Origin of the sequence: Chelativorans sp. AA-79, from assembly GCF_029457495.1 — a bacterium.
Classification (GTDB): Bacteria; Pseudomonadota; Alphaproteobacteria; order Rhizobiales; family Rhizobiaceae; genus Chelativorans.
Genome location: NZ_CP120361.1, coordinates 2,267,689 through 2,292,976, shown reverse-complemented (window position 1 = coordinate 2,292,976; position 25,288 = coordinate 2,267,689). Strand labels below are relative to the sequence as shown.

Annotated in this window: 19 protein-coding genes; 11 read left to right on the top strand and 8 right to left on the bottom strand. The window is 66.3% G+C overall.

Annotated features, from left to right (window positions below):
• Positions 1 to 12: 12 nt before the first annotated feature.
• From PVE73_RS11060 to PVE73_RS11045, 4 genes are all read right to left on the bottom strand, one after another.
• Positions 13 to 780: a DUF1194 domain-containing protein gene (locus PVE73_RS11060; protein ID WP_277367420.1), complete on the bottom strand. Its 768-nt coding sequence runs from the start codon at positions 778 to 780 to the stop codon at positions 13 to 15.
• 151 nt (positions 781 to 931) lie between these two features.
• Positions 932 to 3,448: an FAD-dependent oxidoreductase gene (locus PVE73_RS11055; protein WP_277366981.1), complete on the bottom strand. Its 2,517-nt coding sequence runs from the start codon at positions 3,446 to 3,448 to the stop codon at positions 932 to 934.
• A gap of 175 nt (positions 3,449 to 3,623) precedes the next feature.
• Positions 3,624 to 4,211 (bottom strand): EF-hand domain-containing protein, encoded by a 588-nt coding sequence (locus PVE73_RS11050; RefSeq protein WP_277366980.1) that lies wholly within the window; start codon positions 4,209 to 4,211, stop codon positions 3,624 to 3,626.
• A 125-nt stretch (positions 4,212 to 4,336) separates the two neighbouring features.
• On the bottom strand, positions 4,337 to 5,047 hold the full coding sequence (locus tag PVE73_RS11045) for a nitroreductase (RefSeq protein ID WP_277366979.1): 711 nt from the start codon (positions 5,045 to 5,047) through the stop codon (positions 4,337 to 4,339).
• Positions 5,048 to 5,174: 127 nt separating this feature from the next.
• Between PVE73_RS11045 and PVE73_RS11040 the strand changes: the two genes are divergently transcribed.
• Complete coding sequence (locus PVE73_RS11040; protein ID WP_277366978.1) at positions 5,175 to 5,774, top strand: helix-turn-helix domain-containing protein; 600 nt, start codon at positions 5,175 to 5,177, stop codon at positions 5,772 to 5,774.
• 108 nt (positions 5,775 to 5,882) lie between these two features.
• Positions 5,883 to 7,076 carry an aminotransferase class I/II-fold pyridoxal phosphate-dependent enzyme gene (locus PVE73_RS11035; RefSeq protein ID WP_277366977.1) on the top strand — a complete coding sequence of 398 codons (1,194 nt, stop codon included), beginning with the start codon at positions 5,883 to 5,885 and terminating at the stop codon, positions 7,074 to 7,076.
• Positions 7,077 to 7,088: 12 nt separating this feature from the next.
• On the opposite strand, the gene PVE73_RS11030 is transcribed toward PVE73_RS11035, so the two are convergent.
• Positions 7,089 to 7,421, bottom strand: a complete 333-nt coding sequence (locus tag PVE73_RS11030) for a hypothetical protein (protein ID WP_277366976.1) — start codon at positions 7,419 to 7,421, stop codon at positions 7,089 to 7,091.
• Positions 7,422 to 7,528: 107 nt separating this feature from the next.
• Here PVE73_RS11030 and otsB point away from each other — a divergent pair, with 107 nt between their 5' ends.
• From otsB to PVE73_RS11010, 4 genes are all read left to right on the top strand, one after another.
• On the top strand, positions 7,529 to 8,347 hold the full coding sequence (otsB, locus tag PVE73_RS11025) for a trehalose-phosphatase (RefSeq protein ID WP_277366975.1): 819 nt from the start codon (positions 7,529 to 7,531) through the stop codon (positions 8,345 to 8,347).
• 17 nt (positions 8,348 to 8,364) lie between these two features.
• On the top strand, positions 8,365 to 10,146 hold the full coding sequence (locus tag PVE73_RS11020) for a glycoside hydrolase family 15 protein (protein WP_277366974.1): 1,782 nt from the start codon (positions 8,365 to 8,367) through the stop codon (positions 10,144 to 10,146).
• Complete coding sequence (gene otsA / locus PVE73_RS11015; RefSeq protein WP_277366973.1) at positions 10,143 to 11,537, top strand: alpha,alpha-trehalose-phosphate synthase (UDP-forming); 1,395 nt, start codon at positions 10,143 to 10,145, stop codon at positions 11,535 to 11,537. The genes PVE73_RS11020 and otsA overlap by 4 nt, the downstream gene beginning before the upstream one ends.
• Before the next feature lie 91 nt (positions 11,538 to 11,628).
• Positions 11,629 to 12,575, top strand: a protein-coding gene (locus PVE73_RS11010) for an IS630 family transposase (protein ID WP_277362644.1) whose coding sequence is annotated in 2 segments (ribosomal slippage) — positions 11,629 to 11,965 and positions 11,965 to 12,575 — 948 coding nt in all. Because the reading frame shifts where the segments join, the coding sequence is not laid out codon by codon here.
• 97 nt (positions 12,576 to 12,672) lie between these two features.
• On the opposite strand, the gene PVE73_RS11005 is transcribed toward PVE73_RS11010, so the two are convergent.
• Entirely contained in the window at positions 12,673 to 12,855 is a 183-nt protein-coding gene (locus PVE73_RS11005; RefSeq protein ID WP_277366972.1) for a DUF3008 family protein, read from the bottom strand.
• A gap of 120 nt (positions 12,856 to 12,975) precedes the next feature.
• Between PVE73_RS11005 and PVE73_RS11000 the strand changes: the two genes are divergently transcribed.
• Positions 12,976 to 13,827, top strand: coding sequence for an SDR family oxidoreductase (locus PVE73_RS11000; protein ID WP_277366971.1), 852 nt, complete (start codon positions 12,976 to 12,978; stop codon positions 13,825 to 13,827).
• Positions 13,828 to 13,893: 66 nt separating this feature from the next.
• On the opposite strand, the gene PVE73_RS10995 is transcribed toward PVE73_RS11000, so the two are convergent.
• Both PVE73_RS10995 and PVE73_RS10990 read right to left on the bottom strand, forming a co-directional pair.
• Positions 13,894 to 16,020, bottom strand: coding sequence for a 3-hydroxyacyl-CoA dehydrogenase NAD-binding domain-containing protein (locus PVE73_RS10995; protein ID WP_277366970.1), 2,127 nt, complete (start codon positions 16,018 to 16,020; stop codon positions 13,894 to 13,896).
• Complete coding sequence (locus PVE73_RS10990) at positions 16,020 to 17,408, bottom strand: acetyl-CoA C-acetyltransferase (protein WP_277366969.1); 1,389 nt, start codon at positions 17,406 to 17,408, stop codon at positions 16,020 to 16,022. Before PVE73_RS10990 ends, PVE73_RS10995 begins: the two co-directional genes overlap by 1 nt.
• A gap of 174 nt (positions 17,409 to 17,582) precedes the next feature.
• On the opposite strand from PVE73_RS10990, the gene PVE73_RS10985 reads away from it, so the two are divergent.
• The 4 genes from PVE73_RS10985 (at position 17,583) to PVE73_RS10970 (ending at position 25,089) form a co-directional block, all read left to right on the top strand.
• Positions 17,583 to 17,840 carry a hypothetical protein gene (locus tag PVE73_RS10985; protein ID WP_277366968.1) on the top strand — a complete coding sequence of 86 codons (258 nt, stop codon included), beginning with the start codon at positions 17,583 to 17,585 and terminating at the stop codon, positions 17,838 to 17,840.
• Complete coding sequence (locus PVE73_RS10980) at positions 17,837 to 18,349, top strand: hypothetical protein (protein ID WP_277366967.1); 513 nt, start codon at positions 17,837 to 17,839, stop codon at positions 18,347 to 18,349. The genes PVE73_RS10985 and PVE73_RS10980 overlap by 4 nt, the downstream gene beginning before the upstream one ends.
• Positions 18,350 to 18,628: 279 nt before the next feature.
• Positions 18,629 to 20,476 carry an autotransporter assembly complex family protein gene (locus PVE73_RS10975; RefSeq protein ID WP_277367419.1) on the top strand — a complete coding sequence of 616 codons (1,848 nt, stop codon included), beginning with the start codon at positions 18,629 to 18,631 and terminating at the stop codon, positions 20,474 to 20,476.
• A complete protein-coding gene (locus tag PVE73_RS10970; RefSeq protein WP_277366966.1) occupies positions 20,476 to 25,089 on the top strand; it encodes a translocation/assembly module TamB domain-containing protein in 4,614 nt (1,537 codons plus the stop codon). Before PVE73_RS10975 ends, PVE73_RS10970 begins: the two co-directional genes overlap by 1 nt.
• Positions 25,090 to 25,288: the final 199 nt, after the last annotated feature.

Below are 25,288 nucleotides of genomic sequence, written 5' to 3'. Positions count from 1 at the left end.
CGTGGTCGCGGCTCAGCGGTCCTGCCACATCCACGAGCGGTTGCGCCACATCTTCTCGCCGATGAGGCAATCATAGGCCGGCCCTGCCTGGGCGAGTACGATGTGCGGCACCTCGTCCGGCGCGCGGCCCGCAAGCTCGATCACGAGCTTGCGGCGAATGGCTTCCGGGAATTGGGACCAGTCGTTGACCGGGATCATGAAGGCGCCGAGCCCGCCGATCACGCAATTCGTATAATAGTCATCGAGGTCGGAGACGTCGTAGGAGGACGTGAAGCCCTCGTTCGTCATCAGCGGCAAGCCGTTGATGGTGATGCTGTTGGCGACCAGGGCGTCGCGCGCGCCCGTCACCGGCGGCCCCTGGTTGTTCGGCCCGTCGCCGGAGATGTCGAGCACCCGGCGCACGCCCCTGTAGGGGCTTTCGGCGAAGAGGTCGGCGGCAAAATTGATGGCACCCGAAATCGAGGTGCGCCGCGCGCTCTGGGACGGACTCGCCGTCAGCATGCCGGCCACCTCCGCTGCATCGTCCGCGGAGGCGATCACCGTCCAGGGCACGAGCACGCGCTGGGAGAAATCGCCAGCCCATTCGAAGAGGGCCAACGCGATGCGGCCGTGCAGCCCGTCCTCGATCGCGTCGATGACCGATTGGTGCGTAAGAGCCGCGGCATAGCCGTGACGCTGGATTTCGAGCTCGCCCGGGGACATGGAGAGTGAGACGTCCACCGCCAGCACCAGCTCCACATCCACGGCCTCCTGCGCTTGCGCCGGGCCTGCATTCAGCATCAGCGCGGCGAGCGCGCCATAGAGATACCAGCCCCGTTTTCGACCCGTGGACATGGGAGGAGTTTACGTGAGGCGGAGCCGGCGGCAATTCACGGCGTGTGACAAACCGCTCGGCTCCGTTCACATTTGCGCGATTGCAGCCGGGAGGATGTCAGCCATCCGCCCGCAGAGCAGCGTTCTGCGGATCGAACGGGCTCTCGCCGATCACGGTGGCCGGGTGGAGCTTTCCGAGGATCCTGATCTCGAGCCCTGTGCCCTCGGTCGCGCAATCGGGCCGCACCATGGCGAGCGCGAGGCTCTTTCCCACGCGCCAGCCATAGCCGCCATGGGTGGCGCGGCCGACGAGCCTGCCGTCGCGGTAGACCGCCTCCGAGCCGCGCGCATCCGCGTCGGCCACGTCATGGACCTCGAGCGTCACATAATTCCGGCCGAGCCCCTCCTGCCTCTGGCGGACCAAAGCCTCCCGGCCGATGAAGTCCCCCTTGTCGAGGTTCACGAAGCGGTCGAGGCCGCTTTCCCAAGCGGAATATTCGATGGACAGTTCGCGCGGGATGAGCCGGTAGCTCTTCTCGATCGCCATCGAGGTCATGGCACGGATGCCGAAGGGCTTTATCCCGAACTCCGCGCCGGCTTCCATCAGGTGATCGAAGATGGCGTTCTGCATCTCGATCGGATGGTGCAGTTCCCAGCCGAGTTCACCGACGAAGTTGACGCGCAGCGCATGCGCCGTGGCGGGTCCGACATCGATGCGCCTGCCGGAAAGCCACGGGAAGGCAGCGTTGGAGAGGTCGGCGCGGGTGAGCTTCCTCAACAAATCCCGGCTCTTCGGCCCCGCCAGCACCAGGACGCCCCAATGCGTGGTGAAGGGGAACATGGCGACAGTACCGTCCTTTGGCAGGAGCTTGTTCAGGACGTCGTGGTCATGCGCCTCATAGGCGCCGGCCGAGACGAGATAGAACCCTGTCGGCTGCCGATAGACGGTGAATTCGGACCGCACGCCGCCATCCTTGGTGAGCAAATGGCAGAGCGCGATGCGGCCGTCCTTCTTCGGGATGCGGTTGGCGAAGATGCGGTTGAGCCAGGCTTCGGCACCCGGTCCGCTCACCCAGCATTTTGCGAAGGCCGACATGTCGAGCAGGCCGACATTCTCGTGGGTGTTCCTCACCTCGTTCCCGACATGCTCGAAATAGTTCGAGCGGCGGAACGACCACTTTTCCACGATGCGGCCATCTTCAAGCGGAGCAGCGTGGTTGTGCTTCATGAGCACGTCCGCTCCGACGCCCAGTTCCTCCTCCGGCACCTCGTATCCTTCGGGCGCGAACCAGTTGGGCCGCTCCCAGCCGTAGACGGAGCCGAAGACCGCACCGAGCCTCTTCATGCGGCCGTGGCAGGGCGTGGTCCTGAGCGGCCTCGCCGCCGCCCGCTCCTCATCCGGATAGTGCACGGTGAAGACGTTGGCATAGGCCTCCTCGTTCTTCTCGCGGAGGTAGCCTTCCGTCGCGTAAGGGCCGAAGCGGCGCGGGTCGACACCCATCATGTCGATGGACGGTTCACCTTCGACGATCCATTCGGCGAGCTGCCAGCCGGCCCCGCCGGCGGCCGTGATGCCGAAGGAGTGGCCCTCGTTGAGCCAGAAGTTCTTGAGCCCCGGCGCCGGCCCGATGATGGGCGAACCGTCGGGCGTATAGGCGATGGCACCGTTATAGATCTTCTTGATGCCGACCTCGCCGAAGGCCGGCACGCGCGCGATGGCCGTCTCGACATGCGGCATGAGCCGCTCGAGATCCTCCTGGAACAGCTCGTACTCGCTGTCCTCGGACGGCCCGTCGACATAGCAGCACGGCGCGCCCTTCTCATAGGGACCGAGCAGCAGCCCGCCATTCTCCTCGCGCATGTACCAGGAGCAATCGCTTTCGCGCAGCACGCCCATCTCCGGCATGCCCTGGCGCTTGCGCTCCAGGATCGCCGGGTGCGGCTCGGTGACGATATACTGGTGCTCGACGGGAATCACCGGCACGTCGAGCCCGACCATCCTTCCCGTCAGCCTGGCGAAGTTGCCGGTGGCGGAAACCACGTGCTCGGTGAGGATGTCGCCCTTGTCGGTCTTCACCAGCCACCGTCCATCCGGCTGCTGCTCGATCGCCGTGACCGTGGTGTTGCGCTGGATCACAGCACCCAGGTCGCGCGCGCCCTTCGCCAATGCCTGCGTCAGATCGGCCGGTTGGATATAGCCGTCATCGGGATGCTGGATCGCTCCCAGGAGGCCGTCGGTCTCGCAGAGCGGCCAGATCTCCTTCACCTGTTCGGGCGTGAGGATGTTGACCGGGACGCCGATCGTCTCTGCGATGCCCGCGTAATACATATATTCGTCCCAGCGGTCCCTGGTGCGGGCGAGGCGGATGTTCGAGCATTGGGTGAAGCCGACATTCATGCCGGTCTCGCGCTGAAGCTCCTGGTAGAACTTCACCGAATATTTGTGGATCTGGCCGACCGAGTAGCTCATGTTGAAGAGCGGCAGGAGGCCTGCCGCGTGCCAGGTGGAGCCGGAAGTCAATTCCCTTCGCTCGACGAGCACGGCATCCGACCAACCCTTCTTCGCGAGATGATAGAGGGTGGAGACGCCGACCACCCCTCCCCCGATGACGACCGCGCGCGCCTCGCTCTTCATGCACTGCTCCCTCACACCGTCCGGCGACAGCCGGATAGAGCAGAATTATGCCTGATGCGATACCGCGTCCGGCCTGTTTGCGACATCGCCAAAGCGGCGCGCGACTTGCGAACGCAAAAGGGCCCGGCGCTACGGCCGAGCCCTGTTCAAGCAGGCACCGATGCGGCGGTGCTGCCTACTGCTGAGACGGCTCCTGTCCGGCGGGGCCGGCAGGTTCCATGCGATGATGCATGAACTTGCGATGATGGCCCTCGCCATGGCGCATGGAGAAGCGCGGCCCGTCCCTGTCCATGCCGCGCATGTGCATCGCGCGCTTGCCGAACTCGCCGCGGCGGAGTTCATCCTGGCTCAGCATGCCGTCACTGTTGCGGTCGAGCAGCGCGAAGCGCTTGCCCTGATGGTCCTCGATCTCGGCAACGGTCACCGTGCCGTCGCCATCGATGTCGAGCCGGTTCGCAAGCCGCTCGGCGCGGCGCTGGAACTCGCGCAGCATGACGTAATTGGTGAGTTCCTCCTGCGAGAGCGTGCCGTCCTGGTTCTCGTCGGCGGCCTGCAGCATGTCCATCCGGGTGCCGCCGAACTCGTCCTGGGAAATCGAGCCGTCGCCATCGGCGTCCAGGCGGCCGAAAATCCCCTTCGGCGCATTCGGGGCCGGCTGGGCGGCGGCCGGCGCGTCGTTGTCCGCCTGCTGGGCTTCGGCAAGGCTCACCGCGCCGGCAGCCACCGACAGCGCGAGCGCGGAGACGAGAATTTTGCGAAACATGCGTTCACTCCTCATTTCATGCCGCAGGAGGCGGCGCCAGGGAACGCATCTTTTCTGCCACGCAGCACATTACGGCATGCTTTCGGCAGAATTACATTTTGGTAAGGTGGACGGCGAACCGCCGTTCAGCGGAAGAATGCAGCCCATTCCTCAAGCGGCGCGCGCTCGGTCCGGAGCCGGTTCTCGGGCTTGGAGGTGTCCTCGTAGCCGAGCGCCATCCCGCACACCACCACCTCCTCCTCCGGGATGCCGAGGATCGGCCGGATGAAGCGGTGATAGGGGGCGAATGCAGCCTGCGGGCAGGTGTGCAGCCCCCTCGCCCGCGCCGCGACCATGATCGACTGCAGGAACATGCCGTGGTCGATCCACGAGCCCTTGTTGAGCCGGCGGTCGACGGTGAAGATCATGCCGACGGGCGCGTCGAAGAAGACGAAGTTGCGGTCGTGCTGGGCGCGCATCCGGTCGACCTCGCGCCGGCCGATGCCGAGCAGGCCGTAAAGCGCGTAGCCGACCGCACGGCGGCGCGAGAGATAGGGCTCGAAGAAGCTGTCGGGATAATACTTGTACTCGTCCCAGTCCGCTTTCTCGGCGCGGATGCCGGAGGAAAGGATGGCCTCCCCCATCCTGCGCTTGGTTTCTCCGGCCGTCACATAGACCTTCCAGGGCTGCATGTTCGTGCCGGAAGGCGCCCGTGAAGCGACGCGAAGAATGTCGCCGATCGTCTCCTCGTCCACTGGATCGGGCAGGAAGGCCCGCACGGAACGGCGCGAGGTGATGGCGTGATCGACCGCGGCTATGGCGTCCGCATCCGCTGATTTCTGGTCCGGTGCCAACATTTCGCCGTCCTTCGGAGGCTGGGATCGACCGGTCGCCGGAGGCTGTCGTCGTGGCCGGCGCGCGTGAAATTTAACTTGATTTTTTCATACAGGCAGGTTTGATGAATTTCCAGAGGAAAATTTCACGATGTCCACGTCTCCGTCCGAAAGCGCGGAAACCGACCTGAAAACGAAGGCGCTGCGGCTTCTGGCCGGCGATATCCGCCAGTTGCGCAAGGCGCGCGGGCTCACGCTCGCCGGCCTTGCCTCGCAGCTTGGAAGGTCCGTCGGCTGGCTGAGCCAGGTCGAGCGTGGGATATCCCTGCCGAGCCTCGCCGACCTGCGCGCGCTTGCCAATCATTTCAAGGTGCCGGTGAGCTTCTTCCTCAGCCCGGCCGCGCCGGACGAGAAGGAATCGCAGGTGGTCGTGCGCGCCGAGCAGCGCCGCAAGCTCGCAGCGACCCAGATGGGCGTGCAGGAAGAACTTCTCTCACCCGATCTCGGCGGTCGCTTCGAGATGATCCGCTGCGAGCTCGCCGGCGGCACCTCCCTCCCCCAGCCGAGAAGGCGCGCGGCGGAGGAGGCGGGCTATGTGGTCTCCGGCACGTTTGAAGTGGAAATCGCGGGCAAGTGGTACAGCCTCGCCGCGGGCGACAGTTTCTGTGTGCGGGGCGAGACCTTCCGATGGCGCAATCCGGAAGATGAAACCGCGGTCGTTCTGTGGGTCATTTCACCGCCGGTCTGCTGACACAAGCGTGACGGCAATGCGGTCGCGCGGGGCTTGACAATTTCCGCCGTGGAGACGACGCCTTGGCCGAGAAAACGGCGCAGGCGCCGCGCGGGAAAGAGAAGTTCCATGCCCAAGACCTCAGAACGCATCCTCGGAATCATGCCCTCCGGCAAGGACGGATGGGAGGTCCATTTCGCAGCCATGACGCGCAAGCAGGCGGGCGAGGACATCCTGATGCTCTCGGTGGGGGACCACGATTTCGACACGCCCGTCGAGACCGTCGCGGCCTGCGTGGAGGCGGTGCAGAACGGCTATCACCATTACATCCAGCTTCCCGGCCTGCCGCGGCTTCGCGAAGGTCTCGCCGGCCTTTCGACGGCTTGCACGGGCATCGACACCGCGCCCGAAGAGGTGATCGTCACGCAAGGCGGCCAAGGGGCGCTCTTCGCCGCCTGCCAGGCGGTGCTCGACCCCGGAAGCCACGCGATCATCATCTCGCCCTATTACGCCACCTATCCCGGCACCGTCCGCGCGGCGGGCGGGCGCTTCACCGAGATCGAGACGCGGTCACGAAACGGCTTCGAGCCGGATGTGGAGGCGATCGCGGAGGCCATCCGCCCCGAGACGCGGATGATCCTCGTCAACTCGCCGAACAATCCCACCGGTGCGGTCTATTCGCGTGCGACGATGGAGGCGATCGCGGAGATCTGCCGCCGGCACGATCTGTGGCTCCTTTCCGACGAGGTCTACTGGACCCTGCGCGCCGATCGCGCGCATGTCTCGCCGCGCTCCCTGTCCGGCATGAAGGAGCGCACGCTGGTCGTCAATTCGCTGTCCAAGAGCCATGGGATGACGGGATGGCGCGTCGGCTGGCTCACCGCCCCCACCGAGATCGTGCGGCACCTCGTCAGCCTCAACATCGTCTCGAGCTACGGCATGGTCGATTTCGTCTCCCGCGCCGCGATCGCGGCGGTGGAGAACGGCTTCGGCGTGGCGGATATCGCAGCGCGCTACGCCGGGCGCAGGAAGGCCTTTCTGGACGCGATCCGAGGTCTCGACGGCGCCGTGGTGCGCGGCTCGGAGGGCGGGATGTATGTAATGCTCGACATCTCGCAGGTGAGCCCGGATGCCGAGGCCTTCGCCTGGGGTCTGCTAGAAGCGGAGAAGGTGGCCGTCATGCCGGGGCCGAGCTTCGGCACCGCGGCCGAGGGCCATATCCGCGTCTCCATGTGCCAGGACGAGCCGGTGCTGCGTGAGGCGGCCGGGCGCATCCGCCGCTACATCGCCGCGCAGACCGAGAAGCAGCAGGCGGCCGAATGACCGCCCGTTGCCTCAGCGGTGCATGCGCCACCGGGGCTCGTCGTCCCAGGGTTTGAGCACGCATTTATAGCCGACATTGCAGGATTCGGTATCCGTGGTCGGGATCCATGCATCCTCGACGATGTGCCCGATCGGACAAAAACGTTCGCCCGCCACGTAGCGGTCATAGGTGTAGCGGCCCGTGGTGAAGACGACCGCGCCATTCTGCGCCACGATTGCGCGCGCCTCGCCGCAGGAAAGCCTGCGCGCATCGATACGCCCCTGCGCGAGCGCCGGGCCGGCCGTAAACGCCAGCAGAGCAAATGCCGCCGCCGCGCCGGCGATATATCTGTCAGGTCCTTGCATGTCCTGTCCTCAACCTTGTCGAACCGCCAAAATCCCTTTATCTGCCTCGCAGCGTGGCTGTCCGGCGTCCTGCCGGCAGCCGCTTACGAATCTGCGGCCACGATGGCATGATAGTGGCCGCCTTCCGCACTCTGATCCACCGTGACACCATGGCCGGCGAAGCAGCACCTCTCTCCTCCCTTGACTACGCCGGATTGAAACCGGCGGCTACGGCGATTTTCCTGGACTTCGACGGCACCCTGGCCGATCTGGCCGAGCGGCCCGACGAGGTTTCCGTCCCCGCCGCTACGCGCGCCGCGCTGGAGCGGCTCGTGGAGGCGACCCAAGGGGCGCTCGCCATCGTCACCGGGCGCCCGATCGATGACATCGACCACTATCTGGCGCCGTTGCGCCTGCCGGTGGCGGGGGTGCACGGGCTGGAGCGGCGGACGGCCGCAGGTGCGCGCATGACGGCTGCGGTGGATGAGGAGAAATTCGCCTCGGTCCGCGGCAGGCTCCAGGCCTTCGTCGATGCCCATCCGGGGCTGCTGCTGGAGACCAAGCGAGGCTCGATGGCGCTTCACTACCGCCAGCGGCCGGAACTCGGCGACGCCTCGATCGCCGCCGTGCACGAGGCCGTGAACGGATCGAAGGGCTTTCACCTCCTTCACGGCAAGATGGTGATCGAAGTGAAGGGTGGGAAAGCCACGAAGGCAGACGCGCTTGCGGCCTTCATGCAGGAGGAGCCGTTCTGCGGCCGCGTGCCGGTCTTTGCCGGCGACGACGTCACGGACGAGGATGCTTTTCGCCGAATTGCGGTTATAAAAGGGATTTCGATCAAGATCGGCGGCGGCTCGACCGCCGCCCTGTTTCGAACGGAAGGGACTGCGAGTTTTCGCGAATGGCTGGGGCAGTTGGCCGACAGCTTCGATTCCCGGGACTATTGAAGATAAGGATTTTTATCGTGACCACACTCAATCTCGGCGTTGTCGGCAATTGCACATTCTCCGCGCTGATCGATCCCAGGGGTCGGGTCGTCTGGTGCTGCCTGCCCCGTTTCGATGGCGATCCGGTGTTCAACGCGCTCCTGGCGGGGGAGGACGAGCCGACCGAAGGGCTCTTCTCGATCGAGCTCGAAGGCCTGGTGGAAACCGAGCAGAGCTATGACCAGAACACCGCCGTCCTGACCACACGGCTGCATGGCACGTCGGGCTCTCTCGAAATCACCGATTCCGCGCCGCGGTTCTTCTGGCGCGACCGCATCTTCCGTCCGCAGACCCTGGTCCGCCGCATCCGCCCGATCTCCGGCACGCCGCGCGTTTCCATTCGCGTGCGGCCCACCTTCAGCAACGGCACCGTGCGCCCGCAGATCACGCGCGGTTCGAATCACGTGCGCTATGTGGGTCCAGAGATGACGCTGCGGCTCACCACCGGCGCGCCGATCGACTACGTGCTCGACGAGACCTTCTTCAATCTCTCCGCCCCGATGGATTTCATTCTGGGGCCGGACGAGACGATCGATGGGGGTCTGGCGCACACAGCCCGCGAGTTCGAGGAGCGAACCGCGTCCTACTGGCGCCAGTGGGTGGCCAATCTCGCTTTGCCCTTCGAATGGCAGGACGCCGTGATCCGCGCCGCCATCACGCTGAAGCTGTGCACCTACGAGCCCACGGGCGCGATCATCGCCGCCATCACCACGAGCATCCCCGAAGCGCCTGACAGCGGACGGAACTGGGACTACCGCTTCTGCTGGCTGAGGGACGCCTTCTTCGTCGTGCGGGCGATCAACAGCCTCGGCACCGTGCAGACGATGGAGAACTATTTCCGCTATTTGATGGATATCGTCGCAGATGCGGACGGAGGCCATCTGCAACCCGTCTTCGGCATCGGCCGGGAGAGGCATCTGACCGAAGAGATCCTCGACAACTTCGCCGGCTATCGCGGCATGGGGCCGGTGCGATGCGGCAATCAAGCGTATGAGCATTATCAGCACGACGTCTACGGCAATGTGATCCTCGGCGCCGCGCAGATCTTCTTCGACCGCCGCATCGAGATGAAACCCTCCATCACGCATTTCCGGCTTCTCGAGCAGGCGGGCGAGCAGGCCTACCGGCTGCACAACACTCCGGATGCCGGCATGTGGGAACTCCGTTCCCGTTCGCGCGTTCATACATCTTCCAGCCTCATGTGTTGGGCGGCTTGCGACAGGCTGGCCCATATCGCCGCGCAACTGGGAGAAAGTGCGCGTGTTCGGCATTGGAGAGAACGTGCAGACGAGATCAAGGAGCGCATCCTCGCGGAAGCTTGGTCGGAAAAGCGGAAGGCTTTCGTGGAGAGTTTCGGAGGCGAGACGCTCGATGCGAGCGTACTTCTGATGGCCGAGGTGGGCTTCATCGATCCGCGGGATCCGCGCTTTGTCAGCACCGTGGACCAACTCGAGAAAGCCTTGGCGATCGGCGCCCACATGATGCGCTACGAGGCGGCCGACGATTTCGGCAAGCCCGAAGTGGCCTTCAATATCTGCGCCTTCTGGCGACTCGACGCGCTTGCCCGCATCGGCAGGCGCGACGAAGCCCGCGAGATCTTCGAGGCGCTGCTCAAGGCGCGCAACCCGCTCGGCCTCCTTTCGGAGGACACGCACCCCGTGACCGGCGAGATGTGGGGCAACTATCCGCAGACCTATTCGATGGTGGGCATCATCAACGGCGCCCGCCGGCTTTCCAAACCATGGGAGACAGTGGTGTGAACAGGCTTGTCGTCGTCTCCAACCGCGTCGCCGATCTGACGAGGACTTCCCAGGCCGGCGGCCTGGCCGTCGGCCTCGCCGATTCGCTGCGCCAGCGGGGCGGCGTATGGATGGGCTGGGACGGCCAGACGCTGAAATACGAGGAAGAGCCCGAGCCGCGCATCCGCAAGATCGGCGAGGTGACCCAGGCGACCATCCCGCTGACCGAACAGGACTATACCGAATATTACCTGGGCTTCGCCAACAGCGTGCTGTGGCCGCTCTTCCACTATCGGCTGGACCTGGTGGAATACAAGACCGCATTCCTGGACGGCTATCGGCGCGTCAATGCGAAATTCGCCAACGCGCTGGTCTCGGTCCTCAAGCCCGACGACATCATTTGGATCCACGACTATCACCTGATCCCGCTCGCGGCGGAACTGCGCGAGCGCGGCTGCAAGCAGCGCATCGGCTTCTTCCTCCACATCCCCTTCCCGCCGCCCGAAATCCTCGCCGCGGTGCCACGCCACCGTTGGCTGGTGGAGTGCCTCCTGAAGTTCGACGTCATCGGCTTCCAGACGCTTACCGACCTGAACAACCTGCTGCGCTATGTGGAGGACCATCTGGGCTGCGAACTGAAGCCCGATGGCCGCATCAAGACGCGCGAGCGGGAGGTGATCGCCGGCTGTTACCCGATCGGTATCGATGTCGACGCCTTCGTCGCCATGGCCGAGAAGCCCAACGACGAGGTGCAGATCGAGACCAAGCGGCGCGAGATCCTGGGCCGGCGGCAGATCATCGGCGTCGACCGGCTGGACTACACCAAGGGATTGCCCGACCGTCTGCGCGCCTTCGCCCGCCTCCTGGAGCTCTACCCGGAGATGCGCAAGTCCGTGGCGTTGATGCAGATCGCCACGCCGACGCGCGAGGAGGTGGAGGCCTATGTGGACATCCGCAAGGAGCTCGAAGCACTCTCGGGCGCCATCAACGGCCGCTTCGCCGATTTCAACTGGACGCCGGTGCGCTATATCCACGGTACGGTGCCGCGCGATGCTCTGGCCGCCCTCTACCGTGCGAGCCAAGTGGGGTTCGTGACCCCGCTGCGCGACGGCATGAATCTCGTTGCCAAGGAATATGTGGCGGCGCAATCCATGGACGATCCCGGCGTGCTCGTCCTTTCCAAGTTCGCCGGCGCTGCCGAAGATCTGCACGAGGCGCTGATCGTCAATCCCTATGATGTGGACGACATGGCGCGCAATCTGTGCCGGGCGCTGACGATGTCGCTGGACGAGCGGCAGGAGCGGCAACAGGCTCTCATGGCGCGCATCCGCAAGCACGACGCCGCCCATTGGCTGAACTCCTTCATGGCCGCGCTCGAAAAGGGCGAGGCGAAGAAGGAGGAGGAGCACTAGAGCGGTTCCGGTTGTGTCTGAATCGAAGGGGGATTCCGATTTCGGAGGTTTTGTGATTCAAGATGCTGGCTGGAGTGGAGGCCAGCATGGGATGACGCGACCTCTTTCGAATGATCTGCGTGAACGTGTTGTTGGGGCGGTCGAGGCCGGCGAGAGCTGCCGGTCGGTGGCGGCTCGTTTCGGCGTTGCCGTCTCGTCGGCGGTGAAGTGGTCTCAGCGCTACCGTGCGAGCGGGTCTGTGGCGCCGGGCAAGATGGGCGGGCACCGCAAGCGCGTGCTGGAGCCGCACCGTGCCTTCATCGCCGAGCGGATCAGCCAGACGCCGCATCTGTCGCTGCACAAGCTGAAGGAAGAGCTGGCGGCGCGCGGCGTGAAGGTGTCGCACGATACGGTGTGGCGGTTCCTGCGCCGCGAGGGGCTTCGGTTCAAAAAACGCTGTTCGCCCTTGAGCAGGCTCGTGCCGACATCGCCCGCCGGCGGCAACGCTGGCGTTCTTGGCAGTCCGGTCTCGATCCGACACGGCTGGTGTTCATCGACGAGACCTGGATCAAGACCAACATGGCGCCGCTGCGGGGCTGGGGACCACGCGGCAAGCGCCTGCGCGGCTTTGCCCCGCACGGCCACTGGCGCACGCTGACCTTCCTCGGCGCTTTGCGCCATGACCGGCTGACGGCGCCTTGCGTCTTCGATGGACCGATCAACGGCCAGTGCTTCCGCGCCTATGTCGAGCAGCAGCTCGTGCCGGTGCTTGAACCGGGCGACATCGTCGTCATGGACAATCTCGGCTCGCACAAGTCGGCCGCCGTCCGGCAGATGATCAAAGCCGCCGGCGCAAGGCTCTGGTATCTGCCCCCATACTCGCCCGACCTCAATCCGATCGAGCAGGCCTTCGCCAAGATCAAGCATTGGATGCGCGCGGCTCAGAAGCGGACCATCGAGGAGACATGGCGGCACATCGGCGGCCTCGTCTCCTTAATCCAGCCCAGTGAATGCAGCAACTACTTCGTCAATGCAGGATACGCTTCCGTCAAAACCTGAAAGGCTCTAGCAGGGGCCGTCGTCAGCCGCGCGCCCCGAGCCAAGGGCGGCACGCTCAGGACGGCCGCTTTCCCGAACCTTCTCGAAAGAGACGGCGTCAATCCTTCTTCTTCGGCAGGTTCTTCCGCTTCGTTTCGGCAAGCTCCTCGAGTTCCTTCTCGCTCATGGATCCCTCCATGTCGCGCGAGGCGCCCTTCAACTTGGACTTCGGCATGTCGCCGTGCTTGGCCGCAAGGGCCGCGCCGGCGGCCTTCTGCTGCGCTTTGGATTTCGCAGGCATGTTCGCCTCCATTGCTGATCTTCTTTGAATTCGCCCGGCCGCGCGAAAGTTCCACCTGGGCCGGGAACATGCGGCCGCGTCCGATGTTCTTTGGCCGAACGAGAACAGCGAGGCAGAACCATGTCCGAACACGCACTTCCCAAGCAGCACCAGGAGCACCAGCCGGGCAAGGAGCACGAGATGCGCCCGCGCCCCGAGCACACGCCGCGCTACAAGGGCTCGGACCGCCTCAAGGGCAAAGTGGCAGTGATCACCGGCGGTGATTCCGGGATCGGCCGGGCAACGGCGGTGCTGTTCGCCCGGGAGGGGGCGAAGATTGCCTTCCTCTACAAGGATGAAGAGCAGGACGCCGCCGAGACCGAGCGCCTGGTGGAGGAAGAAGGCGCGGAGGTGTTCTCCAGGGCGGGCGACATCGGCGACCACAAGGTCGCAGAGGATTTCATCAACACCGTCATCGAGCGGTTCGGGCAGATCGACGTGCTGGTCAACAATGCGGGAGAGCAGCACTATCAGAAGGAGTTGACGGACATCTCAGACGAGCAGCTCTACCGCACCTACCAGACCAACATCTTCGGCATGTTCCACGTCACGCGCGCCGCCCTGCCTCACCTGAAGAAAGGCGCCTCGATCATCTGCACGACCTCGATCACCGCCTTCAAGGGGCAGGAGGTGCTGATGGACTACGCTTCCACCAAGGGAGCCATCCTCGCCTTCGTGCGTGCGCTGTCGGGCAATCTCGCCTCCAAGGGCATCCGCGTGAACGCGGTGGCGCCCGGTCCGATCTGGACGCCGCTGATCCCGGCTTCCTTCCCCGCCGACAGCGTGGAGAGCTTCGGCGCGAATGTGCCGCTCGGCCGCCCCGGACAGCCGAACGAGGTGGCGCCCTGCATGCTGTTCCTCGCCTGCGAGGACTCCTCCTACATGACCGGCCAGACGCTGCATCCGAACGGCGGAACGCTGGTGGGTGGATGAATTTCTACGTCGTCCCGGCCGCCCGAAGGGAGAGCCGGGATGACGATCGTAGGCAGGCGCTGAACATCAACGTTTCAGAGCCTCCCACCCTTCATCCGGCGTGAACCGTTCGCCATGCTTCTCCTCGAACTGCCGCAGCTTGGCGACGATCCCATCGACGCCGCGCTCCCGGGCATAAAGAAGCGGGCCGCCCCGGAAGGGTGCAAAGCCGGTGCCGAAGATCATGGCGCCGTCTGCGACCTCCTCCTCCGCCACGATCCCCTCGCGCAGGCAGCGCACCAGCGTGTTCAGCATGGGCAGGATCAGCCGGTCGGCCATGTCGGCATCGGCGCGGGGAGCTTCGGCCCCCTCGGCCACCTTCACCTCGTCCTCCTTCTTAAGCTTTCCCTTCTCGTCATAGACGTAGAAGCCCCTGCCCGCCTTTCGGCCGGTCTCTCCGGCCTCCACCTTCTGCACGAGCCAGGACGGCACGTCCGGCATCGGATCGGACGACCCTTCCTGCAGCATCCGCGCCACCTCCAGACAGATGTCGAGGCCCACCCGGTCCGCGAGCTCGAGCGGCCCCATCGGCATGCCGAAATCCCTGGCCGCCCGGTCGATGACCTCCTTCGGAGCACCCTCGTCGAACATGATGAAGGCTTCCACCAGATATGGCGTGAGCGCCCGGTTGACGAGGAAGCCCGGCGCGCTTTTCACCGGCGCCGGCAGGCGGGAGATGTCGCCGCAGAAGGCGCGCGCCCGGGCCAGCGTCTCCTCGCTCGCGCCGTCGTGGGCGACGATCTCGACGAGTTCCATCCGCGTGACCGGGTTGAAGAAATGCAGGCCCAGGAAACGGTCGGGGAAAGGCAGCCCCTCGCGCAGGGTTTCCAGGGGAATGCTGGACGTGTTCGTGGCGAGGATCGCCCCCGGCTTCATACGCGGCGCGATCGTCCCGTAGACTTTCTGCTTTATATCCTCCGTCTCCGCGACCGCCTCGATGACGAGGTCGGCCTTGGCCACGCCCGCGCCGTCGAAATCGGGCATCAGCCGGTCGAGCGCGTCGCGGCGCTCCAGGCTGGAATGGAGCCGCTTGTCGAAGAAGGCCGAGGCGCGACCGACGGCACGAGCGATCGCTTTGGGATCGAGATCCGTCAGCGTCACCCGCATGCCGCGCGCCGCGCACCAAGCGGCGATATCGCCGCCCATCGTGCCCGCACCGATCACATGCACGCGTGAAATGCCGCTTTCGCCCTTGGCAAGCGACTTCAGGCGCTCACGCAGGAAGAAGACGCGGATCAGATGCTGCGCCGTGTCGCCGACCAGAAGTTCGGAGAAAGAGCGGATCTCTGCCCGCTGCATCGCCCGCGGGTCGCCGCCATGCTGCTCCCACAGGTCGATCAGGCGATACGGCGCCGGATAGTGCTTCTTCGGCGCATTCCTCTCCGCTTCCGCCCGCATCCGGCCAGCCGCCACGCGCCGCGCCGGGCCGAGGCCGAGGACACCGGCCTTCCAGCCGCCGCCGGAGGAGCGCTCTAGCTCTCCGGCCACTGCCGCCTTGACCGCCCCGCGCACATGCCGCTCCTCCACCACTTGATCGACGAGCCCGAGTGCTTTCGCCTTCCTGGTGTGCACCGTGCGACCCGTGAGCATCATGGTCATGGCCTCGACGGGATCGATGAGCGAGGTGAGCCGGAAAGTGCCGCCAAGCCCCGGATGGAGCCCCAGCAGGATTTCCGGTAAGCCGAAGCTCGCGCCGTCGACTGCGATGCGGTACTTGCAGGCGAGCGCCAGTTCCAGGCCGCCGCCCAGGCAATGACCGTGGATGACGGCGACGGTGGGCATGGAAAGCGCGGCCAGCCGGTCGATGATGTCATGCGCGCGCTGGATGCGTTTTTCCACTTCGCCCGCATCGCGGCTTCCCCGGAAATCACGGATATCCGCGCCGGCGGCGAAGCCGCCCTTCTTGGCGGAACGAATGACCAGGCCCTTCGCGTTGAGGGTCCGGAGATCCTCGAGCACGGTATAGAGCTCCGTCATCACCACTTCCGACAGCGTGTTGGCGCTCTCGCCCGCCCGGTCGAGGATGAGCCAGACGATGCCGTCCTCGTCCTTGGTGTAGCGCCAGTTGGCGAGAACCCGCGTCGGCTCCCCACCGGGGCCGAAGTCGTCATTGCGGTGCTCCAGCACCTGCCAGACCTTGCGTGAGATACCCATCACTCCACCTCCAGAAGCATGGCGCCGCCCTGCCCGCCGCCGATGCATTCGGTGGCGATGCCGCGCTTCAGGCCGAGCCGGCGCATGGCGTTGGCGAGGTGGAGCACGATGCGGTTGCCGCTGGAACCCACCGGGTGCCCCAGGCTGATCGCCCCGCCGTCGACATTGAGGCGGTCACGGTCGAGCGCGCCGAAAGGCGCCTCGAGCCCGAGCACCTCGCGGCAATACTCCTCGTCCTGCCACGCGGCGAGGCAGGCCAGGATCTGCGCCGCAAAGGCCTCGTTGATCTCCCAGAGATCGATGTCCTTCCGCGCCAGCCCGCGGCGCTGCAAGAGTTCCGTCGAGCAGATCGTGGGACCGAGCCCCATGACAGAGGGATCAAGCGCGGCCCACTCGCTGTCGACGATGCGCGCCATCGGCTCGAGCCCGTGCTTCCTGACGGCTTCCTCCGAGGCGATCACGACCCAGCTCGCGCCGTCGGTGATCTGCGAGGAGTTGCCAGGCGTCACCTTCCCGTGCGGGCGCTCGAAAGCGGGCTTGAGCTTGGCGAGCTTCTCCATGGAGGTATCGGGCCGCACGCCGTCGTCATGGTCGTAAAGCGTGCCGTCGCGCGCAACGGAGGCGATGACCTCGCCCTTGAGGAATCCTTCCGTCTGGGCGCGCGCGAGCCTTTGATGGCTTTCCAGCGCATAGGCGTCGGCCGCCTCGCGGGTGATGCCGAAGGCGTGGCCGATGATCTCGGCGGTCTGTCCCATGCTGAGATCCGTCACCGGATCGGTGAGCCCGCGTTCGAGGCCGATCACGGGCCTGACCATATCCGGGCGGAACGCGCCGAGCGCGGCCGCCCGGTCCCAGGCGGTCTTCGCCGTGGCGAACCGGGCGAACCATCCGGCGGCCTTTTGCGACAGCACGAGCGGCGCGTGCGAGAGTGCCTCCGCCCCGCCGGCCAGGATCAGGTCGGCCTCGCCTCCCTCGATCAGGCGGAAGCCCGTATCGATCGACTGCATGCCCGAGCCGCAATTGATCTGCACGGTGAAAGCGCGCATGGCCTCGCCCATGCCGAGCCGGAGAGCCGCCACCCGTGCCGGGTTCATCTCGTCGGCGATCACATTGACGCAGCCGAGGATGACGAGGTCGAACGCCTCGGGCGCGAAGGGCAGCCGGTCGAGAAGCGGCCGGCCGCATTGCACGGCAAGGTCCACAGGCGTGAACGGACCGGGCTTCCCCCTCGCCCGCAGGAAGGGCGTACGCGCGCCGTCCACGAGGTAGACCGGTCTCCTCGCGCCCTGCGCCGGCGGGCGGCTGCGCGGAGTGGCCGCGGAGGACGGCCGACGGCCGGTGCCGCGCCGCGGGGTCGGCTTTATGGTCTTCTTGGCTGGTTCAGGCATTCTTCACCCGTTTATCGTTGCGACAGGGCCCTCAGACAAAAAGAATAGAGACCTTTGCCGCGTTTGCCCACCGCCGAGCAGTGCAGACGCCTCTCCTCAAGGAAAATCCCTCGTCCAGGAAACCAGTTGGCCGCCCGGCGGTTAGGAAAAGACCTCGCAGAAAAGGAGAACGAGATGCCGGCAGAGAAAGCCAGCCAGGGCCAGGGGCGCAAGCCCAACGATTCCACCAAGGTGAAGGAGACGGATCTCGCCAACGACCGTATGGGCAGGAACAGCCTGCAGGGCGACGACCAGGAAAGCGTCCGCAACGAGCGGCACGCCCAGCCCGACAACCGGACGCACCCCGACGAGGTGATGGAGAGCTTCACCAAGATGGACAAGGACAAGCGCGCCCGCAGCGATCTCGGCAAGGGCAACAGGAGCGGAAAATGAAGCCGGCCGCCTTCGCGCTTTCGCTCGTCCTGGGCCTCGCCCTGCCCATCCTCCCCGGCCTTGCGCAGGACGAGGACGACCGCGGCGGTGCGCTGGGGCGCGCCGAGGACATCGATGAGGACGAATCCCCGGTGATCATCGAGCGCACTCCCGGTGCCGGCCCGGTGGAGGACCGGCAGATTCTCGAATCGGAGCGGGACGCCTTCGCCCAGATCCAGGGAGCCTGGGCCAGCGACCGGGCGGCCTGCGCTTCCGTCGACGACGACGGCGGCAGCGGGCTCTACCTCACCGACACCCTCATCCGCTGGGAAGGCACCACCTGCAGCATTCGCGACATCGAGGTCTTTGACGGAGAGGCCAAGATATACGCCCATTGCACGGTCGGCGGGGGGCGCGAGGACCGCACTTTTGAGCTTCGCGAAACGGGGGAAGACACCCTCGCCCTCACCGTCACCGCCGGGAGCCAGCCGACCGAGGTAGCGCTGAACCGCTGCCCGACCGGACAGTGACCTTATGGCAACCACGCCGGAAAAACCTCGGCAGAACTGCATCTTACCCGCTTGATGGCCTCCCATCTCTTGAGATAGAGCTTGCCCTGCCTGCCATTTGCAGCCAGCTTGTCGCTGTTGCTGCATGTGGCGGTGCGGCAGGCGGGGATTTCGAGGGAACTTGGACAGCGCGGTGTCTTCGCGCGGTCGGGAGGGATGTTGAGCAACCGCACTGCCGAGACCTGGCGACGATCACTGCGCCTGAAGACCGCGCTTCTTCTTTGCGCGGCGGCTCTTGCCATGCCGGCGCCGGCCGCTGCGCTGGAGATCTTCGGGCTGCGCCTTTTCGAGCGCGACAGGCCCGAGGAGGAGGTGATCGGCACACCGCAGCCCTACACGGTGGATTTTGTGGTGGCGGGCGGCGATGCGGATATCGAGCGCACGCTGCAGCGCGCTTCCCAGCTCTGGGGTGACCGTGAGGAGCCCGCTTCGGGAGCCGCCGGCCTCATCGCCAAGGCGCGCGGTGACTATCGGCGCCTGCTCAACGCCCTTTACGCGCAGGCGCGTTACGGAGGCACGATCTCCATCACCATCGACGGGCGCGAGGCAGCAAGCCTGCTTCCCGACGCGGAACTGGCGAGCCCGGCCGCGGTGCGCGTCGCGATCGATCCCGGCCCTCTTTTCCACTTCGCGGAAGCCGAAGTCGTCAATCAGGCGCCGCCGGCCACGAACCGCCGCGACGTGGTGGAAAGCCCGGCGCATGCGGGCTTCCGCCCCGGCGAACCGGCGCGCAGCGGTGTCATCATCGAGGCCGGCCGGCTTGCCGAGGAGGCGTGGCGGCACCAGGGCTATGCCAAGGCGGAGGTGATCGAACGGCGCGTGATCGCCGCCCACACCACGAACACGATCGATGCGGAGCTGACCGTGGAGCCGGGGCGCCACGCGGTGTTCGGACCGGTCACCGTTACCGGCACCGAGCGCATGGACGCGGCCTTCGTCGCCCGTCAGACCGGGATCGAGCCGGGTGTGGAGTACGATCCCGACGAGATTCAGGAGGCGCGCGACAACCTTTCGAGGCTGGACGTCTTCCGCTCGGCCCGCATCCAGGAGGCCGAGACGATCGGCCCCGACGGAAGCCTGCCCATCCAGGTGATCGTGCAGGAGCGCCTGCCGCGGCGCTTCGGGGTCGGGGGGTCCTATTCGACCGTCGACGGGCTGGGGCTCGACGCCTTCTGGCTGCACCGCAATCTGTTCGGCCGCGCCGAGCGTCTGCGCATCGAAGGCAAGGTGGCGGGCATCGGGGAAACGATCGATCCCGCGGACCTCACCTATCGCGCAGGCGTGACCTTCACGAAGCCCGGCATCTATACGCCGCGGACCGACTTCGTGGCATCGCTCATCGGCGACCGCGAAGTGCTGGATATCTACACAAGGACGGGCGTGACGGCACAGGCGGGCTTCACTCACCGCTTCACCGACCGCATCACGGGCCGGCTTTTCGCCAGTGGAGGCTATGCCGAATTCGAGGACGATTTCGGCACCCGTGACTTCGTCACCGCCGGCTTCCTGGGTGGAATCGCCTATGATTCCCGTGACAATCCCGCCGATGCCACCGAGGGCGTCTTCGCCGAGCTGGTCGTGGAACCTTTCTACGAGTTCAACTACGGCAATGCCGCCGCGCGGGTCACGGCCGAGGGCAGGGCCTATTACGGCTTCGACGAGGAGAACCGTTTCGTGGTCGCCGGGCGCCTGAAGCTCGGAGCCATCGTCGACCCGCCCCTGGAGGAGACAGCTCCCGACAAGCTGTTCTTCGCCGGCGGAGGGGGCTCGGTGCGCGGCTACGCCTATCGCAGCATCGGCGTGGAAACGCCGGAAGGCACGGCGGGCGGACGCTCGCTCATCGAAGGCTCGGCGGAGTTGCGCGTGCGCGTCACCCCGACGATCGGCCTCGTCGGCTTTGTGGACGCGGGCTATGTGAGCGAAAATGCGGTGCCCGATTTCTCGGAAGACTTGCGGATCGGCGTGGGCGCGGGGCTGCGCTATCTTACCGGCTTCGGCCCGATCCGGCTCGACGTGGCCGTGCCGCTCGACCCGCGCGAGGAGGATCCGGACGTGGCCTTCTATGTCGGCATAGGACAGGCATTCTGATGCGCTTTCTGGTCGCTCTCTTGCTGCTTCTCACCGCGCTGCCGGCACTTGCACAGGGCCCGGCGCAGCAGACGCCGGAAGAGGAACAATCGTTCTTCCTGTCCTTCATCGAGAACCGGCTCTCCACGCCCAACCGGCAGATCCGTATCAGCGGCATAGAAGGCGTGCTTTCATCCGAGGCGACGATCCGCGAGATCACGGTGGCCGACCGTGAGGGCGTGTGGCTGCGGATCACAAACGCCACGATCGACTGGAGCCGCTCGACTCTGATCCTGCGCCAGAGGCTGGAGATCTCCCGGCTGGCGGCGGATTCGATCGAGGTGCTCCGGCGGCCGCTGCCTGACGAAAACGCCCTGCCCTCGCCGGAAGCGCGCTCCTTCTCCATTCCCGAACTGCCGATTGCCATCGATCTCGGCAGTCTCGAGGTGCCGTCGGTTTCCTTCGCGCAGGAGGTGTTCGGTCTCGAGTCGGTTCTTTCCGTCGAGGGCCGGCTGCGGCTGGAAGGCGGCTCGCTCGACACCGCGCTCGACATCACCCGCCTGGACGGCCCCGGTGGTCAGTTGTCCCTCCAGGCCGCCTACGAGAACGCGACAGACCAACTCGATCTCGAATTCGCTCTTTCCGAGCCGCAAGACGGCGTCGTGGCCAACCTTCTCAATATCGAGGGGCGCCCGCCGCTCTCGCTGACGCTTTCCGGTTCCGGGCCGATCGACAATCTGGACCTGGCGATGGAACTCGCCGCGGCCGGCGAGCCGGCCCTTTCGGGCACGGCGCGTTTCCGCCAGAGGCAGGAGGGGATCGGCTTCACCGTGGATGTGGGCGGCCCCATCGCGCGGCTGATCCCGGCCCGCTTCCGTGGCTTTTTCGGCGAAGAGACCAGCCTGCAGGCGGCGGGCGTGGCGAAAAGCGGCGGCGGCCTGCTGCTCGACAATTTGAGCCTTTCCAGCGCGGCTCTGTCTCTCGAGGCGAGCGCGGAAACGTCTTCGGACGGCTTCCTGACCGCTCTCTCCCTCGACGCGGACATTTCCGAGGCGGCGGGCGGCCAGGTGCTTCTGCCCGTGAGCGGCGGCGAGACCTCGGTGCGCAGCGCCCAACTCACCGCGCAATACGGCGAAGCCGGCGGAGAGACGTGGAACGCCTCGCTCGACGTGGAGAACCTGCAGACCGGCAGCTTCGCCGCCGGGAACGCGACCCTGACGATGGGCGGCATCGCGGCCAATCTTTCCATGCCCGACCAGCGCCGCATCACCTATGAAGTCGACGGCGCCGTGACGGACATCACCGCGGAGCGGGCCGATGTCGCCCAGGCGCTGGGCGAGTCGCTCCGCTTCACCGCCAACGGCGGCTGGGAAGCGGGTGAGCCGCTCGCCATCGACAACGCGGAGCTTGTCGGAAACGATCTTGCGGCAACCCTGTCCGGCACCGTCCGCGACTATGCCTTCCGCGGCGATATCGGCCTCAGGGCAGCGAACATCGCGCCCTTTTCCGGGCTGGCGCAGCGCGAACTCGGCGGTAGCGTGGACCTCACCGCCAATGGCGAGGTGAGGCCGATCAGCGGCGCCTTCGACCTCACGCTCGATGGCACGGCGCAGGACCTCAGCCTCGGGATCGAGGCACTGGACCCGCTGCTTGCCGGCACGACCCGGTTGACGGGCGGGGTAGCGCGCACGACTGAGGGCTTCTCGGCCGACGATTTCCGCATCGCCAGCGACCAGATGCAGTTCACGGCCGGCGGCATGTTCTCCAGCGAGGCGGCCGATTTCCGCTTCGACACCGCCATCGAGGATCTGTCGCTCGTCACCGACCGCGCCGAGGGACGGCTGACGGCGAACGGCCGCGCCTTCGGCAGCGCCGGCGATCTGAGCCTGTCCCTGCTGGCACAGGTGCCGAATGGCAGCGTCCTGGAGAAGCAGCTCAACGACGCCCGCGTCAGCTTCGACGGCACGCTGCAGGACGAAAGACTGACGGGGCGTGTCTCGGGCGAGGCGTTCATCGAGGGCGCGCGGGCGGACCTGCAGGCCGAGATCGCCGTCGCGGACGGCGAAAGGCGGGTGAGCGATCTGGAATTCTCCACGCAGGGCGTCCGTCTCACGGGCGGGATCGCCTCGGACCGCGACGGGCTTCTGACCGGTGACATCACCCTCGACGCATCCGACATTTCAACCGCCGCGGCGCTGTTCCTGGTCGAGGCCCAAGGCGCAGTGAACGCCCGGCTTTCGCTGGAGCCCCGCGAGGACGAACAGCATGCGAGCCTGAACGCCACCGCTTCCGGCCTTTCGACCGATCAATTCTCGCTGGAAAGCGGCGAGGCGCGGGCGGAGGTCGACGACCTGTTCGGCGTGCCGGCGGTCGAGGGCACCCTGCAGGCAAGCGGCGTGAGCGCGGCCGGCATCGAGGTGGCGACGCTTGCCGCACGCGCGCAGACGCAGGGCGAAGCGACCTCCTTCTCGGGGGAAGCGACGCTGAGGAACCGCACCGACATCGTCACGCGCGGCTCGCTCGCCCCGCAGGAGGGCGGCGGCTATTCCCTCACACTGGAGGAAGCGTCCCTCACCCAGGCGGGCGTTTCGGCGCGGCTTTTACAGCCCGCGACGATTTCGGTGCGCGGCGACACGATCGATTTCGAGCCGGTGCGGCTCGACGTGGGCGGCGGGCAGATCACCGCCGAGGGAGAAATCGGCCAGACATTGGACGTGACGGCGGAGTTGCAGCGCGTTCCCCTTTCGATCGCCAACACGATCCGGCCAGACCTCGCCCTGGGCGGGGTGCTGGACGGGCAGGCGAGGATAACCGGCACGCGGCAGACGCCGCAGGCGAATTTCAGCCTCACCGGCCGTGACATCACTGCCACGGCCCTGCGGGAGGCGGGGATCGCCTCGCTCGCCGTCGAAGCGACCGGCGTGACGCGCGGCGAGACGCTGAATGTCGATGCCCGCGTGACGAGCCCCGGCGGCCTCAGCGCCACGGTTCAAGGCGACATACCTCTTGGCCAGGGGCAGATGGATGTCACCGTCGACCTCGGGTCCTTCCCGCTTTCCCTTCTGAACGCGCGCGTTCCGGGCCAGGATCTCGGCGGCACGCTCACGGGCTCGGCCCGCGTGACCGGCACACCGGCCGATTCGGCAGTGACGTTCACGGCGCAAGCCACGGGCCTCACCGCCAGCGCACTCGCTTCCGTCGGTGCCGGGCCGCTCAATGTCACCGCGTCCGGAAACTATGCCGGGCGCGCCGTCATGCTGCGCTCCCTGGAGGCCACGGGTCCCTCCGGCCTGTCCGTCACCGCAAGCGGGCAGATCCCGCTGGCCGGCAGCGGTCTGGCGCTGGATATCCGCGGCAGCGCGCCCCTTTCGCTCGCAAACCGGCTCCTCGCCGGTCGCGGCGCGCAGCTTGCCGGCACGGCCGTTGCGGACCTGCGGGTCACCGGCAGCCTAGCCAACCCGGCCGTCTCGGGAAGCCTTTCGACGTCGGGGGCCACCTTCATCGATCCGATGTCGAACCTGCGGCTCACCAACATCAATGTCGATGCCGCGCTGTCGGCCGACACCATCACGATCCGCTCGGCATCCGCGGCCTTCGCCGAGGGTGGCTCCGTCTCGCTCTCGGGAACGGTCTCCACCAGTCCGGCGGCGGGCTTTCCCGCCGATCTGGCGATCCGCCTGAACGAAGCGCGGTATGCCGATGGCGAGATGGTGACCGCCACCGTGAGCGGCAACCTGCGCCTGACGGGACCGGTCACCCGCGACCCGCTGCTATCGGGCACCGTCGAGATCAGCCGGGCCGAGATCCTGGTTCCCGACAGCCTCGGCGGCGGCGCGGCCGCCATCAACGTGCAGCACGTGGCGCCACCGCCGGCGGTGGAAAGGACGCTCGAGCGCGCCCGCGCGGATGACGGCACCCCCATGCCCAGCCAGCGGCCGAGCGTCATGCGCCTCGACGTGACCGTCAACGCCCCTGCCCGCATCTTCGTGCGCGGCCGGGGGCTCGACGCGGAGCTCGGCGGTTCGGTGACGGTCACCGGGCCGGTGACCTCCGTCCAGCCGGTCGGCGCCTTCCGCCTGATCCGCGGGCGCCTGTCCATTCTCGGCCAGCGCATCACGTTCGACGAGGGCACGGTGAGCCTTGTCGGCGACCTCGATCCGTTCCTCGACTTCATCGCCCGGTCGGAGGGCACCGACATCACGGTCTTCATCACCGTCCGCGGCCGGGTTTCGGATCTCGCGATCAATTTCTCCTCCCAGCCCGAGCTTCCGGAGGACGAGGTGCTCGCGCGGCTGATCTTCAACCGCGGCGTCGAGGAGCTGTCGCCGCTTCAGCTGGCGCAGCTTGCAGCGGCAGCCGCCGAGCTTGCCGGCGGCGACACCTCTCTGCTCGGCTCGCTCAGGAATGCGACGGGGCTCGACGAGCTCGACATCATCACGAATGAGGAGGGCAATGCCGCCGTGCGCGCCGGGCGCTATATTCAGGAAAACGTCTATCTCGGCGTCGAGGCCGGTGCCGGCGGGACGACGCGCGGCACCATCAATCTCGACATCACCGACAATCTGAAGGTGCGCGGCGGCGTGGGATCTGGAGGAGAGTCCGATCTCGGCATCTTCTATGAGAGAGATTACTGAGCCTCCGGCAACGGAGCTCTCCACCCTGCGGACAAAAAAATGCCGGCGCGTTAACGCCGGCAAACGACACGCAATTGTGGGGTTGGGGGGCGGGGGGAGTGCGTGTCGTCGACGGTACTAATGTCCCGCACGCCCGAAGGTTCCCGCAAGGTCGGAAAAAAACGTCCTCGAAGCGAAAATATTTTGCCCCGTCACGGCG